The sequence below is a fragment of the Caballeronia fortuita genome, from assembly GCF_001544835.2.
GTDB lineage: Bacteria > Pseudomonadota > Gammaproteobacteria > Burkholderiales > Burkholderiaceae > Caballeronia > Caballeronia fortuita.
In genome coordinates this window covers 31,183-44,405 of sequence record NZ_FCNX02000027.1, presented here as the reverse complement: position 1 = coordinate 44,405, position 13,223 = coordinate 31,183, and the positions used below count along the sequence as shown (strand labels likewise).

Annotated in this window: 14 protein-coding genes and 1 tRNA gene; 11 read left to right on the top strand and 4 right to left on the bottom strand. The window is 63.9% G+C overall.

Features of this window, described 5'->3' with window-relative positions:
* A tRNA-Leu gene (locus AWB77_RS32790) sits at positions 1–87 on the top strand.
* A 351-nt stretch (positions 88–438) separates the two neighbouring features.
* Entirely contained in the window at positions 439–1,659 is a 1,221-nt protein-coding gene (locus AWB77_RS32785) for an MFS transporter (RefSeq protein WP_061138611.1), read from the top strand.
* Between the two features lie 41 nt (positions 1,660–1,700).
* On the opposite strand, the gene AWB77_RS32780 is transcribed toward AWB77_RS32785, so the two are convergent.
* Together AWB77_RS32780 and AWB77_RS32775 are read right to left on the bottom strand one after the other, a co-directional pair.
* Positions 1,701–1,970 (bottom strand): helix-turn-helix domain-containing protein, encoded by a 270-nt coding sequence (locus AWB77_RS32780; RefSeq protein WP_061138610.1) that lies wholly within the window; start codon positions 1,968–1,970, stop codon positions 1,701–1,703.
* Positions 1,971–2,100: 130 nt separating this feature from the next.
* Positions 2,101–2,583, bottom strand: coding sequence for a hypothetical protein (locus AWB77_RS32775; protein WP_063936598.1), 483 nt, complete (start codon positions 2,581–2,583; stop codon positions 2,101–2,103).
* Between the two features lie 356 nt (positions 2,584–2,939).
* Between AWB77_RS32775 and AWB77_RS36545 the strand changes: the two genes are divergently transcribed.
* From AWB77_RS36545 to AWB77_RS32730, 9 genes are all read left to right on the top strand, one after another.
* Positions 2,940–3,164, top strand: coding sequence for a hypothetical protein (locus AWB77_RS36545; RefSeq protein WP_167354196.1), 225 nt, complete (start codon positions 2,940–2,942; stop codon positions 3,162–3,164).
* 56 nt (positions 3,165–3,220) lie between these two features.
* The gene (locus tag AWB77_RS32765) at positions 3,221–4,648 is read left to right on the top strand and encodes a 3-oxoacyl-ACP reductase (RefSeq protein ID WP_061138608.1); all 1,428 of its coding nucleotides are present in this window, start codon (positions 3,221–3,223) and stop codon (positions 4,646–4,648) included.
* A gap of 14 nt (positions 4,649–4,662) precedes the next feature.
* Positions 4,663–5,571, top strand: coding sequence for a MaoC family dehydratase (locus AWB77_RS32760; RefSeq protein ID WP_061138607.1), 909 nt, complete (start codon positions 4,663–4,665; stop codon positions 5,569–5,571).
* Positions 5,568–6,875, top strand: coding sequence for an acetyl-CoA C-acetyltransferase (locus tag AWB77_RS32755; protein WP_061138606.1), 1,308 nt, complete (start codon positions 5,568–5,570; stop codon positions 6,873–6,875). Before AWB77_RS32760 ends, AWB77_RS32755 begins: the two co-directional genes overlap by 4 nt.
* Positions 6,876–6,919: 44 nt before the next feature.
* Positions 6,920–8,653: an AMP-binding protein gene (locus AWB77_RS32750; protein WP_061138605.1), complete on the top strand. Its 1,734-nt coding sequence runs from the start codon at positions 6,920–6,922 to the stop codon at positions 8,651–8,653.
* A gap of 15 nt (positions 8,654–8,668) precedes the next feature.
* Positions 8,669–9,538, top strand: a complete 870-nt coding sequence (locus AWB77_RS32745; RefSeq protein ID WP_061138604.1) for a DUF1571 domain-containing protein — start codon at positions 8,669–8,671, stop codon at positions 9,536–9,538.
* A 181-nt stretch (positions 9,539–9,719) separates the two neighbouring features.
* A complete protein-coding gene (locus tag AWB77_RS32740) occupies positions 9,720–9,962 on the top strand; it encodes a hypothetical protein (protein WP_061138603.1) in 243 nt (80 codons plus the stop codon).
* A gap of 133 nt (positions 9,963–10,095) precedes the next feature.
* Positions 10,096–10,881, top strand: coding sequence for a 5'/3'-nucleotidase SurE (gene surE, locus AWB77_RS32735; protein WP_061138602.1), 786 nt, complete (start codon positions 10,096–10,098; stop codon positions 10,879–10,881).
* A gap of 122 nt (positions 10,882–11,003) precedes the next feature.
* The gene (locus AWB77_RS32730) at positions 11,004–11,468 is read left to right on the top strand and encodes a DUF2147 domain-containing protein (protein WP_061138601.1); all 465 of its coding nucleotides are present in this window, start codon (positions 11,004–11,006) and stop codon (positions 11,466–11,468) included.
* Positions 11,469–11,562: 94 nt separating this feature from the next.
* Here AWB77_RS32730 and AWB77_RS32725 read toward each other — a convergent pair whose 3' ends face one another.
* Both AWB77_RS32725 and zapE read right to left on the bottom strand, forming a co-directional pair.
* Positions 11,563–11,967 carry a transposase gene (locus tag AWB77_RS32725; RefSeq protein WP_061138600.1) on the bottom strand — a complete coding sequence of 135 codons (405 nt, stop codon included), beginning with the start codon at positions 11,965–11,967 and terminating at the stop codon, positions 11,563–11,565.
* A 143-nt stretch (positions 11,968–12,110) separates the two neighbouring features.
* Positions 12,111–13,208 carry a cell division protein ZapE gene (gene zapE, locus AWB77_RS32720; protein ID WP_061138599.1) on the bottom strand — a complete coding sequence of 366 codons (1,098 nt, stop codon included), beginning with the start codon at positions 13,206–13,208 and terminating at the stop codon, positions 12,111–12,113.
* Between the last annotated feature and the right edge of the window lie 15 nt (positions 13,209–13,223).

Genomic DNA, 13,223 nt, shown 5'->3' with positions numbered 1-13,223 from the left:
GCCCAGGTGGCGGAATTGGTAGACGCACTAGGTTCAGGTCCTAGCGGTGGCAACACCGTGGAGGTTCGAGTCCTCTCCTGGGCACCAAGGTCCTTCTTTCGCGAGACGCTCATTCGAGCGCATCGCAATCAGAAACCCCGCGCATCGTCGCGGGGTTTTTTGTTTTCCGCCTTCGTTTTCCAATCGACTTCCTTTCGACTTGAATTCGATTATTGCCATGTCGAATTGGAAATGAATTGAATCCGTATTATTCAATTCATCAAGCCGTCGCATTCGACCGCTTCCAACCTTTCCGTTTAAGCACGCGTTTAAAGCGCGGCGTACACTGATCGTGCGCAGCGCCGGCAATGCCCGTCCGGCGCGGCTGCGGCCGGTTTGATAATTGCTGTGCCGCATTGCACCACTTGCCCATCGATAATCAAATCGGAGACTTCGGCAATGAGTTGGACGCGCGAACAGAGAAACGTGACAGTGGCCGCCTATCTGGGCTGGACCCTCGACGCCTTCGATTTCTTTCTGATGGTCTTCGTCCTGAAGGATATCGCCGCCGAATTCAATACGAAAATACCGGACGTCGCGTTTGCCATCACGCTCACGCTCGCGATGCGTCCTCTGGGCGCGCTGATTTTCGGCCGCCTCGCCGACAAGTTCGGCCGCCGTCCGACGCTGATGATCAACATCGCGTGCTACTCGCTGCTCGAACTGCTTTCCGGCCTTTCGCCAAATCTCACGACGCTCCTAATTCTGCGCGCCCTGTTCGGCATCGCGATGGGCGGCGAATGGGGCGTCGGCTCGGCGCTGACGATGGAAACCGTGCCGCCATCATCGCGCGGCTTCGTGTCCGGACTCTTGCAGGCGGGCTATCCGACCGGCTATCTGCTCGCGTCGATCGCATTCGGCGTGCTGTATCAGTTCGTCGGCTGGCGCGGGATGTTCTTCATCGGCGTCGCGCCCGCGCTGCTCGTGATGTACGTGCGCGCCCACGTGCCCGAATCGCCCGCATGGCGCGCGATGGAAAAGCGCCCGCGCCCCGGCCTCATCGCGACGCTCAAGCGGAACTGGACGCTCTCGCTTTACGCGATCGTGCTGATGACCGCGTTCAACTTCTTCTCGCACGGCACGCAGGACCTCTACCCCACGTTCCTGCGCGAGCAGCATCACTTCGATCCGCACACCGTATCGCTCATCACGATTACGCTGAACATCGGCGCGATTGTCGGCGGGCTGATTTTCGGTGCGTTGTCCGAGAAGATCGGGCGGCGCGTGGCGATATTCATCGCCGCATTGATCGCGCTGCCGGTGCTGTACGTGTGGGCGTTCTCCACCACGCCGGTCATGCTCGCGGTCGGCGCGTTTCTCATGCAGATTTCGGTGCAAGGCGCGTGGGGCGTGATTCCCGTGCATCTGAACGAGATATCGCCCGATGAAATTCGCGCGACTTTTCCGGGACTCGTGTATCAGCTCGGCAACCTGCTCGCCGCGGTGAACGCGACGATGCAGGCCTCGCTTGCCACGTCACACGGCAACAACTACGGCATGGCAATGGCGATCGTCGCGGGCGTCGTTGCCGTCGTGATCGCGGCGCTGATCTTCTTCAGCCGCGAACGCCGGGGTATCGATATGACACGCTCCGCGCGCGAGGTAGGCGCGACGGGATAGCTGCGCCTCCTTGCGACACGCTCTGCGCATCGACATTTACCTCACCGGAAGGCAAGCATCCGAAGCAGCGAATTCGTGTTCTGAGGGCGCAACGCGACGAGGCCTTGCAACTCCCGGCGATATCGATACGCCGTCGTCACCGACAAATTGACGCCGCGCGATACTTCCATGACCGGCGCGCCATCGTTCAGCAATGCCAGCGCCTGGAATTTTCGCCTGTAGTCGATGCGTCCGCGTGGTTTGCCAGGCGGCGCCTCGACGACGCGCAGATCGTTGCACAACTTCCTGGGCGCCGCGCAGTCGAGCGACACAGACTCGTAGCCATATCCGTCTTTCCCGTTGCTGAACAGATAGAGCTTGCTGTCGAAAACGTAGCTCTGGTCGATCGGCGCAGTTTCTCTGAAGAGCGAGTTTAGTTTTAGCTCGACCTGGTAAACACATTTATTTAGGAACACTTACTCTCCCATTGCCGCTTGCCGACGGCAGATGATTACTGACAACAGGCGCATTTCCCTCGAACGTACTCAGCTTGAGCAGTTGGGGTGAGCGTTCATGATCGGTGACATCGTCAGCAAAATGCCGGACATCGAGCAACCGGTTCATCGTCGCTTCCGTCAAACCGAGTTCCTGCCGAATGGCATCGATCGGCACGTTCTGCCGCAAGAACACCGACGCCAGATATAAGGCAAGCGGCGTCGGCTCACCTCGGCAGTTCCGATACACGCCGCCCGCATTGCCCCTGGTCGACTTGCGCACGCTCTCGATCATTTCCAGATCCAGTGGAACATGCAGGTAGCGCACCTCCCCGCTGCCACGCCAAAGCAGATAGAGCAGGTCTCCCGTAAGCAGCATCGAGTCCGGAATACCCATTTCCTCTTGAATGGCGCCAATCGTTAGCCTGACTAATTGATCCCTCGTCTCCATTTCCGAATATGCTCCAATGGCCACCGTACGCGTGGCAGGTGGTCACACCGGAAGCGTTCCGGCATGACTTTGCTGTGGCGCATCCCGCGAAGATCGATCCACAGCGCCTTTGATGCCCCGCTCATGCGGGGCATCAAGAAAATTCTCCCCGTTATTTCGTTTAGCTAAAAAAACTAATCATTCGATTTTCTCACTGCTAACACGAATGAAAAGCATAGCTCCCGAATATTGGATTTTTGAAGTGGACACATCCTAAAGCCAACGTCGTCCGAATGACTCTTCTAATCGGACGGCGACTCGTTTTCGTCTTATGTGGCATGGTGTGTGCTTCCCGCAAGCGAGTACCGGAGGCCGTGATGCCCGCCCTTTACGTGATCGCCTGGTTCTTGCTGGGAGGCGCTCTCGCGATCATGCAAGCGCGGTCTCAGCGACGAAAACGAGCGGCGGCTGCCCCCGAATGGGCCGCGCACGCGCGCGGAGCGGTGAAAGTCGATGATTTTTCCGCAGACTTCGGTATCCTCGAAGCATTGCAAAAGCGCAGCGCGGCGCTCGCGCGGCAACTGCCCGAAATGATTGCCTGAGAACGTGTCCAGGCCAACGGCAGCGCGGCGCGCGCCCGACGACCGATCGCCAATCGATGAAAGACCGCTATCTCGACTTCGTCAATTCGCCCTTCGGCACGAGCATCGCTCGCTCGCTGGGCCTCCCGCGTCCGGAAGTGCTGCGCCGCCATCGCGCGGACCGGGCCGAATTCAGCGGCATGGCCGCGATCGGCGCGGGGCCGTCGCCCGCGCTGTTCGATGACCTGATGGCCGTGCTGTCCGCCATCGGCATGACCGGCATCGCGCACGAGAGCGCGTCCGGCTGGCTACCCGTCGCCGCTCGGCACGGCGCGATGAGCGGCCGCTTCGAGCCGCGCGCGCGCGACGCATCAGCGAACGACCGCGTACAGGCGCTGATCTTCGATGCCACCGGCATCGTCGAAAGCGGACAACTCCGTTCGCTCTACGCCTTCTTTCACGACGCGCTGCGCTCGCTCGCGAAGAACGGGCGCATCGTCGTGCTCGGGCGTGTACCCGCCACGCGCGCGAGCGTGCCGGCGGCGACCGCGCAGCACGCGCTCGAAGGCATGGTCCGCTCGCTCGGCAAGGAAGCGCGCAACGGCATCACGTCGAATCTGCTGCGCGTGGCCGACGGCGCGCACATCGAGTCGGCGCTGCGCTTTTTTCTCTCGCCGCGCTCGGCGTATGTGTCGGGCCAGGCCGTTTCGATCGATGCGCCCGCCACGCCGCCCGAAAGCTGGGCTAGACCGCTCGCGGGCAAGCGCGCGCTCGTGACGGGCGCGGCGCGCGGCATCGGCGCATCGATCGCGGCGGTGCTGGCCGAACACGGCGCGATCGTCACCGGGCTCGATATCGACGCCGCCCGCGACGCGCTCGATCAGACCATGCTCGCCATCGAAGACGCGTCGCCGTCGGGCGGCGCGCACGCTGCGCTCGTCGTGGATATCGCCGCATCCGAAGCGCCCGTCGAAATCGCGGCGGCGCTGGCGGCCGCGGGCGGCATCGATATCGTCGTGCACAACGCGGGCATCACCCGCGACAAGACCATCGCGCGCATGAGCGCCGACATGTGGGATAGCGTCATCGACATCAATCTGCTCGCGCAGGAACGCATCGACGACGTGCTGCTCGCGCAAAACGTGCTGCGCGAGAACGGGCGCATCGTCGCGGTGTCGTCGATCAGCGGCATCGCGGGCAATCGCGGACAGACCAATTACGCGACATCGAAAGCCGGCGTGATCGGCCGCGTGCACGCGATGGCGCCGTTACTGCGCGCGCGCGGCATCACGATCAATGCCGTCGCGCCGGGCTTCATCGAAACGCATATGACCGCGCGCATGCCGTTCGGCGTGCGCGAGGCCGGCAGACGGCTCAATTCGATGGGACAAGGCGGCTTGCCCGTCGATGTCGGGGAGACCGTCGCGTGGCTCGCGAGTCCCGGCAGCGCGGGCATCACGGGCAACGTGGTGCGCGTGTGCGGTCAGAGCCTGATCGGCGCGTGAGGAGACAGAACGCGATGCACGCACCGACCATGCCGCGCGCCCGCACCGTCGTCATCGATACGCTGCCGCCGCCCGCGAAGCTCTATGGCCGCGCGCTGCCCGCGCTGTTCCGGCGTGCGCGCGCGCCCGAATTGCCCGCGCTGCGGCTCGTGCGCCCGAGCGTGAGGCTCGACGCGGAACAGGTCGGGCGTTATGCGCGCGTGTGCGGGTTCATCCCCGAACACGGCGTGCCGCTCACGTTTCCGCACGTGCTCGCGTTTCCGCTGCATCTGATGATGCTCACCGATCCGTCGTTTCCGTGGTCCGCGCTCGGCGTCGTGCATCTGTCGAACAGCGTGCGGCTGCGCCGTCCGCTCGCGGCAGGGCAGGATTTGCGCATCGAAGTCGAATGCGGACCGCTGATGCCGCATCAGAAAGGACAGGCGTTCGCGCTGCATACGCGCATCTACCGGCGCGGCGAGGCGGTGTGGGACGGCGACAGCGTGTATTTGAAGCGCGGCGTGCGCAGCGCCGCACCTGCAATCGAGACCGCCGATGCGCCCGATGCCGCCGATGCCCGCGCGCTGCTTCTCGCGCGTGAAGCGCGCTGGCAGCTTCCGCCGCAACTCGGCCGCGACTACGCGAAGGCATCGGGCGATTTCAATCCGATCCATCTGCACATGCTGAGCGCGAAAGCGTTCGGCTTTCCGCGCGCGATCGCGCACGGCATGTGGACGCTCGCGCGCACGCTCGCGGCGCTGCATCCGGTGAAGTCGCTCGCGTCGGCCCAAGCGCACGGCGATTTCAAGACGCCGCTCTACATTCCCGGCGACGCGACGCTGTGGACCGCCGCGCCCTCGCCCGTCACGCGCGCTTTCGAAGTGCGCGATCTCGCGGGCGCACGGCCGCATCTGCGTGGCCATTTCGAATGGGAGCTGCCATGAGCGAAGCGCGGCGCGAAGTTCGGCGGGTAGCGATCATCGGCAGCAACCGCATTCCGTTCGCGCGCTCGAATACGGCCTACGCGAGCGCGTCGAATCAGGACATGCTGAGCTTCACGCTGCAAGGGCTCGTCGATCGCTTCGATCTGCACGGCGCGCGGCTCGGCGAGGTGGCGGCAGGCGCGGTCGTCAAACATTCGCGCGATTTCAACCTGACGCGCGAGGCCGCGCTCTCGACGACGCTCGCGAAGGAAACGCCCGCCTATGACGTGCAGCAGGCCTGCGGCACCGGCCTCGAAACCGCGATTCTGGTCGCCAACAAGATCGCGCTCGGACAGATCGACGCGGGCATCGCGGGCGGCGTCGATACGGCGTCGGACGCGCCCATCGCGGTGAACGAGCGCATGCGTCAGATTCTGCTGGAAGCGAATCGCGGACGTTCGCCGGGACAGCGCCTGGGCGCCTTCGCGAAGCTGCGGCCCGGCATGTTCTTCAGGCCGCTCCTGCCGCGCAACGCGGAGCCGCGCACCGGTCTGTCGATGGGCGAGCACTGCGAACTGATGGCCAAGCGCTGGAAGATCGCGCGCGAGGCGCAGGACGCGCTCGCGCAGGAGAGTCATCGCAAGCTCGCGGCGGCGTACGGACGCGGCTTCTTCAACGATCTGATGACGCCGTACAAGGGCCTCGCGCGCGACAACACGCTGCGCCCCGATATCTCGCTCGACCGGCTATCGGCGCTGACGCCCGTCTTCGATCGCGACGCGGGCACGCTCACCGCGGGCAACTCGACGCCGCTCACCGACGGCGCATCGGCGGTGCTGCTCGCCTCCGAGCAATGGGCGTCCGAGCGCGGGCTGCCCGTGCAGGCGTTCCTGACGTTCTCCGCGACTGCCGCCGTCGATTACTTCGACAAGCGCGAAGGCCTTCTGATGGCGCCCGTTCACGCGATCCCGCCGATGCTCGAGCGCGCGCACCTCACCTTGCAGGACTTCGATTTCTACGAGATCCACGAAGCGTTCGCCGCGCAGGTGCTCTGCACGCTCGCGGCGTGGGAAGACTACGAATACTGCCGCACCGTGCTCGGTCTCGACGCGCCGCCCGGATCGATCGACCGCGCGCGGCTCAATGTATACGGCAGCTCGCTCGCGGCGGGACATCCATTCGCGGCAACGGGCGGACGCATCGTCGGCACGCTCGCGAAGCTGCTCGCGAACGCGCCGGCACGCAGCGACGGCAAGCCGTTGCGCGGATTGATATCGATTTGCGCGGCGGGCGGCCAGGGCGTCGTCGCGATACTGGAGCGGTAGGCGGGAAGCATCGGCATAAAAATAACAGCCGGCGGAGACACCACATGATTTCGGGACACGCAGCGCCGCACGCGACGGACGGCATCTGGTACGCGTCGTATCCGCCCGATGTCGTGCGCGAGATCGATCCTGGGCGGTATCGCTCGCTCGCGCATTTCTTCGACGATTGCGTCGCGCGCTTCACCGATCGCGTCGCGTTCGTGAGCCTCGGCTCGGAGATGAAGTTCGCGACGCTCGGCGGCAAGGCGCATGCGTTCGCATCGTATCTGCAGAGCGTCGGCGTGAAGCCCGGCGATCGCGTCGCGCTGATGATGCCTAATACGCTCGCCTATCCGGTCACGCTTTTCGGCACGCTGCTCGCGGGCGCGATCGTCGTCAACGTGAATCCGCTCTACACCGTGCGCGAACTCGGTCATCAACTGAAGGACAGCGGCGCGCAGACCGTCGTCGTGTTCGAGAACTTCGCGAAGACCGTGCAGGACGCGCAGCCGGGAACGCGCGTGCGCAATATCGTCGTGACCGCGCTCGGCGACCTGCTCGGCAACGCGCTCAACCTGAAAGGACGCGCGATCGATCTTATCCTGCGCCACGTCAAGAAGCAGGTGCCCGCCTATGCGCTGCCCGATGCCGTGCGCCTGCCGCAGGCGCTCGCGCGCGGCGCGCGGCGCAAGTTCGAGCCGGTGAGGATCGGGCATGGCGACATCGCGTTCATCCAGTACACGGGCGGCACGACGGGCGTCGCGAAAGGCGCGATGCTCACGCATCGCAATGTGATCGCCAATCTGCTGCAGGCGCTCGCGTGGGCGGGCGGACGGCTCGTCGAGGGCGAGGAGATCATCGTCACGCCGCTGCCGCTCTATCACATCTATTCGCTCACGGTGAACGCGCTCGCGTTTTTCGCGATCGGGGCGCGCAACGTGCTGATCGTCAATCCACGCGATATCGACGGACTCATGCGCGCGCTGCGCCACGAGAACTTCACGGCGATCACCGCGCTCAACACGCTCTACAGCGCGCTCATGGACAACGAGGCATTCCGCGCGCGCGACTTCTCCTCGCTCAAGCTCGCGATGGCGGGCGGCATGGCGACGCAGCGCGTGATCGCCGAGCGTTTCAGGGCGATGACCGGCAGAACGCTCGTCGAAGGCTACGGTCTCACTGAATGTTCGCCGCTCGTCGCCGCGACGCCGCTCGACACGCACGGTCGAAGCGATTTCGATGGGACCATCGGCGTGCCGGTGCCGTCGACACGCGTGCGCCTGCGCCGCGAGGACGGCGCGTGGGCGCACGCCGGCGAAGCGGGCGAACTCTGCGTGCAAGGCCCGCAGGTGATGAAAGGCTACTGGAACCGCCCAGAGGACACGGCGCAAGCCATCGACGCAAACGGCTGGCTCGCGACTGGCGACATCGGCGTGATGGATGCGCGCGGCATCATCCGGCTCATCGACCGCAAGAAGGACATGATGATCGTGTCGGGCTTCAACGTGTACCCGAACGAAATAGAAGACGTGCTCGCGGCGCATCCGAAAGTGCGCGCGGTCGCGGCCGTGGGCGTGCCCGATCCGGTGACGGGCGAACGCGTGAAGGCATTCGTCGTGCGCCGCGACGACACGCTCACGGTGGAAGAACTGCTGAAGTTTGCCCGTTTACACCTGACCGGCTACAAGGTGCCCGCTTTCGTCGAGTTTCGCGACACGCTGCCGCTCACGTCGATCGGCAAGGTGCTCAGGCGTGAATTGCGGGAATCGCGCGATACCGGATCGAAACCGCAAGACTGAATCACGGAGAAACACATGCCGCGCGCGGCTTCTGGCTTGCGGTTCGCTTGCGCGAGCCTTCTGTGTCTCGTGCTCGCGTCTTTGCGCGCACACGCCGATACCGCCGATGAGGCCGCGCGCATCGGCAGTCTTGGCGTCGAGCAGCAGGTGCAATGGCTGTCGCAGTCGGCGGCGAGCGGCGCGTTGACGAAGCTCGACGACGCGCAACTCGTCGCCCTCTTCCGCACACTGGACACTCGCACGCTGCCGCGCTATCTGCAGGCAGGCTCGGGCGATTTTGCATCGTACGAGTTCACGATGCGCCGGCGCGAACGTATCAAGGGAAAATGGCCCAAACGCGACGATCACATGCTCGTGCGTGTCACGCGCGAGCCGTTGCGCATCTACGCGAAGTGGCTGCCCGATGGCGCGCACGCGGGCCAGGAAGTGATCTACGACGATTCCAAACGCCCCGATCAGCTCTACGGTCATCTCGGCGGTTTTCTGGGCGTCGTGCCGATGTGGGCATCGGTGAATGGCGCGCTCGCCCGCGCGCAGTCGAATCATTCGATCCGCGAACTTGGAATCGATGCGATCACGCAGCGCTTCATCGACGAAGGACGCAAGTTCGCCGAAGCGGGCATCACGAAGCCGTCGAATATCGAGGTGAAAACGATCGACGGACTGCGCGTCGTCGCGCTCACGTATGAGACGACCGAAGGGCAACCGGCTTTCTATGCAAAGAAGGAAGTGCTCGGGCTGGACCTGGAACGGCCGTTGTTCCGCACGCTGGAGTCTTACGACAACGACGGTGAAGTTTTCGAAAGCGTCGTGTTCGAGCGTATCGAGGCAAAAGCCTTCGACGACCTGACGTTCGACCCGAAAAATCCCGACTATCGCTTCTGAATCGAAACGCTCTTGCCGCGTGACATCGGGTGTAACAACTCGCCGCGCCCCGCGCCGCGCGTTTTAAGTTTCGCCTAAGAGTCGGCCGATAATCTGCCCGCACTCCATCGACATCAAGGGTCGCGCACACGCGTCATGCGAGAAGCGCCGCACATCGTCATGCAAAACTGAGGACATCCTTATGAACCTCCGCCGTCCGGCCTCCGCACCCGTGCGGGCCATCAAGAAACTTCTGAGCCATCACGAGATCGCCACGTTGCTGTTGCTGCTGCACGCGCCTATCGATGTCATGGCGGCTACGCCCGATGTCGCCTCGCTGCAGGAGTACGGCTATGTCGAGATCGTGTCGCCGGACGCCGGCAATCCGAAGGTGCGTCTCACCGAGGACGGCAACGCGGTGCTGCGCGGACTCGGCGTCAAGTAAGGTTTAGTCGGGCCTCGCAAGGTCTCGCAAGGTCTCGCAAGGTCTCGCAAGCTCACGGGCAGCGGACGCCCGGAAACGCGAACTCTGTAATAATCGGTCGATCTTTTCACTATCGACCAAGGAGTGATTCGCGATGTCCGCCCTCTCACCCATCGTGCAACGCGTGCTCATCACCAACGACGACGGCATCGACGCGCCCGGCCTCGCCGTGCTCGAAGCGGTCGCCGCCGAACTCGCGCACGAAGTCTGGGTCATCGCGCCCGAACACGATCAAAGCGGCACGTCGCATTCCATCAGCCTGCATTCGCCGCTGCGCGTTTCGCGTCAGGGCGAGCGCCGCTACGGCGTGCAAGGTACGCCCGGCGACTGCGTCGTGATGGGCGCGCGTCATATCATGAAAGACGCGCCGCCGACGCTCGTGCTCTCCGGCATCAACCGTGGCGCGAATCTCGGCGTCGAAACGATGTTCTCCGGCACCGTCGGCGCGGCGATGACGGGCCTCCTGCTCGGCCTGCCGTCGATCGCGCTCAGCCAGACCTTCACCGATCGCGACAACGTGCGCTGGGACACGGCGCGGGCGCTCGCGCCGGGCGTGATCCGCGCATTGCTTTCGATCTCGCATGACGCGCCCACGTGCCTGAACGTCAATTTCCCCGACTGCGATGCATCGGCTGCCGGTCCGCTCACCGTGACGCGGCAAGGCGTGGGACTCGTGGAAGGCATCGATGTGCTGCCGCTCGTCGATCCGCGCGGCATCGATTATCACTGGCTGCGGTTTCAGCGCGGCCCGCGCCCGAACTCGCCCGACAGCGAAACGGCGGTGGTCGCGTCCGGCCGCGTGTCGGTCACGCCGCTGCATTTCGATCGCACCGACGAGCGCACGTTCGCCACGCTTGAAGCGGGCTTGAAGCGGGCCTGAAGCGGGCCTGAAGCGGCCTTGAAGCACGGCGTCTGAGCGACAAGCGCGCCGCTAGAACGTTTCCTCCCAGACGGGAACGATCGCTTTCTCGTATGCTCGGGCGATCATAACAAGGAGACGAGATGACCTCATCCATCGGCTCGCGCGGCGCGCGCGTGGTGTTCGGCGCGCTGTGCGCCACCTTCGCCGCGAGCGCGTTCGCTCAGGCGGCGACGCCCGTCGGCACGTGGCAGACCATCGACGACCGGAGCGGCAAGGCGAAGGCCATCATCCAGATCGTCGATGACGGCAGCGGTCAGTTGTCGGGCAAGGTCGTGCGCGGCATCGGCGAATTCGATCAGCCGGCCAAGCGCTGCACGGCCTGCACGGACGAGCGCAAGGATCAGTTGATCAAGGGCATGACGATCATCACCGGCATGCGGCAGAACGGCGATACGTGGGACGGGGGCCAGATTCTCGACCCCGAGAGCGGCAAACTCTACAAGTGCAAGATGACGATGGAAGACGGCGGGCAGAAGCTAGTTGTGCGCGGGTATATCGGCGTGTCGTTGCTGGGGCGCTCGCAAACCTGGGTGCGCGAACAATAGGCAATAGACGAACGCGAAAAGTCGTAAAAGACAAAGCCGGTCGAGGCTATGCGGCTTCGACCGGCTTCGGACTTGCTGGACTCGTGCGATGCAATCAGGCGGCGCGGCGCTGCTCCCCGTGCGCTTGCGCTTTTTCGGCTTGCACGACGAGTGGCAGTTCCGGCGCCGGCAGCTTGAACTCCGCCGGCACGCGCATGCGCGATGTCATCAACGCGTACAGCGATTCGCCGGCCGGCCCGAACAGTTGCGACATCACGCGCAGCAGAACGCCCGACTCGTGCCACGCCTTGAAACGCCGATGACACGTCTGATACGACGGATATTTGCGCGGCAGCGTGGACCACGACGCGCCGCTATACATGACCCAGAGCACACCGTTGAGCACAGCGCGGGTATTGGCGAGGGGCCGGCCGCGCAGCTCCGAACGCGGACGCAGTTCGGGAAGCAGCGGTGCGACCATCTGCCATTCTTCATCGGACATGTCGCGGTAGGGCTTCACGGTAATTTCTCCAAGTTGCTGACTGATAACCGGTATCGACGATACCGAGTACCCGAAAGCCGGCAAATCGGAGTGATCCGAATCTTGAAAAGGCCGTCGAAGCCTTATGCCGATTGGCTAACCGCAGATTTTTGATTCTCGTTTTAAGTCAGCGAAATATCGGTCACGCGGCGCGGCGCTTCGAGATACTCCTTCGACTGCATCTCGACGATGCGCGATACCGTGCGCGCGAACTCGTTGGCCATCGGCCCTTCCACGTACAGTTCCTCGGCGGGAACGGCCGCCGACATCAACAGCTTCACCTTGTGGTCATAGAACACATCGATCAGCCACGTGAAGCGGCGCGCTTCGGAGGCCATGCGCGGCGTCATCTGCGGCACGTCGGACAGAATCACCGCGTGAAAGCGGTTCGCCAGTTCGAGGTAGTCGTTCTGCGAGCGCGGGCCGCCGCATAGCGTCGCGAAGTCGAACCACACGACGCCGTCGGCCTTGCGCAGCGCCTTGATCTCGCGCTTCTCGATGTGCAGGATCGGGCTTTCGTCGGGCACGGCCGCGAGTTTCGCGAAGTCCGCCCGCAGCGCCTCGCTCGCCGCCGCGCCGAGCGGCGTGTGATACGCCTTCACCTGCGACAGCGTCTGCCTGCGGTAGTCGGTGCCGGCATCGACGTTGAGCACGTCGAGATGCTCTTTGATGAGCTCGATCGCGGGCAGAAGGCGGTCGCGATGCAGCCCTTCCGGATACAGCGTGTCGGGCTCGTAGTTGGACGTCATCACGAACTGCACGCCGGCCTTGAAGAGGCGGTCGAGCAGGCGATAGAGAATCATCGCGTCGGCGATATCGGAGACGTGAAATTCGTCGAAGCAGATCAGGCGATAACGCTTCGCGATGCGCTTCGCGAGTTCGTCGAGCGGATCGGCCTGCCCTTTCAGCTCTTCCAGCTCGCGATGCACTTCGCGCATGAATTCGTGAAAATGCAGACGCGTCTTGCGCTGCACGGGCACGGCGGCGTAGAAGCTGTCCATCAGGAAACTCTTGCCGCGCCCGACGCCGCCCCACATGTAAACACCGCGCGGCAAATCCGGATGCACGAGGAACTTCTTGAACGCATTCGAACGGCGCGACTTGTACGCGACCCATTCCTCGTAGCAGCGCTGCAGTCGCGCGACCGCCGCGATCTGTGCCTCGTCCGATTGATAACCCCGCGTGCGCAGTTCGTTTTCGTAGTATTCGGTGACGTTCATCTTCGGCCGTTTTTA

What these genes read in the sequence shown, in the direction of transcription:
- AWB77_RS32785 (WP_061138611.1), top strand. Translation starts at nt 439, where the DNA reads ATGAGTTGGACGCGCGAACAGAGAAACGTGACAGTGGCCGCCTATCTG.
- AWB77_RS32775 (WP_063936598.1), bottom strand. Translation starts at nt 2,583, where the DNA reads ATGGAGACGAGGGATCAATTAGTCAGGCTAACGATTGGCGCCATTCAA.
- AWB77_RS36545 (WP_167354196.1), top strand. Translation starts at nt 2,940, where the DNA reads ATGCCCGCCCTTTACGTGATCGCCTGGTTCTTGCTGGGAGGCGCTCTC.
- AWB77_RS32765 (WP_061138608.1), top strand. Translation starts at nt 3,221, where the DNA reads ATGAAAGACCGCTATCTCGACTTCGTCAATTCGCCCTTCGGCACGAGC.
- AWB77_RS32760 (WP_061138607.1), top strand. Translation starts at nt 4,663, where the DNA reads ATGCACGCACCGACCATGCCGCGCGCCCGCACCGTCGTCATCGATACG.
- AWB77_RS32755 (WP_061138606.1), top strand. Translation starts at nt 5,568, where the DNA reads ATGAGCGAAGCGCGGCGCGAAGTTCGGCGGGTAGCGATCATCGGCAGC.
- AWB77_RS32750 (WP_061138605.1), top strand. Translation starts at nt 6,920, where the DNA reads ATGATTTCGGGACACGCAGCGCCGCACGCGACGGACGGCATCTGGTAC.
- AWB77_RS32745 (WP_061138604.1), top strand. Translation starts at nt 8,669, where the DNA reads ATGCCGCGCGCGGCTTCTGGCTTGCGGTTCGCTTGCGCGAGCCTTCTG.
- AWB77_RS32740 (WP_061138603.1), top strand. Translation starts at nt 9,720, where the DNA reads ATGAACCTCCGCCGTCCGGCCTCCGCACCCGTGCGGGCCATCAAGAAA.
- surE (WP_061138602.1), top strand. Translation starts at nt 10,096, where the DNA reads ATGTCCGCCCTCTCACCCATCGTGCAACGCGTGCTCATCACCAACGAC.
- AWB77_RS32730 (WP_061138601.1), top strand. Translation starts at nt 11,004, where the DNA reads ATGACCTCATCCATCGGCTCGCGCGGCGCGCGCGTGGTGTTCGGCGCG.
- zapE (WP_061138599.1), bottom strand. Translation starts at nt 13,208, where the DNA reads ATGAACGTCACCGAATACTACGAAAACGAACTGCGCACGCGGGGTTAT.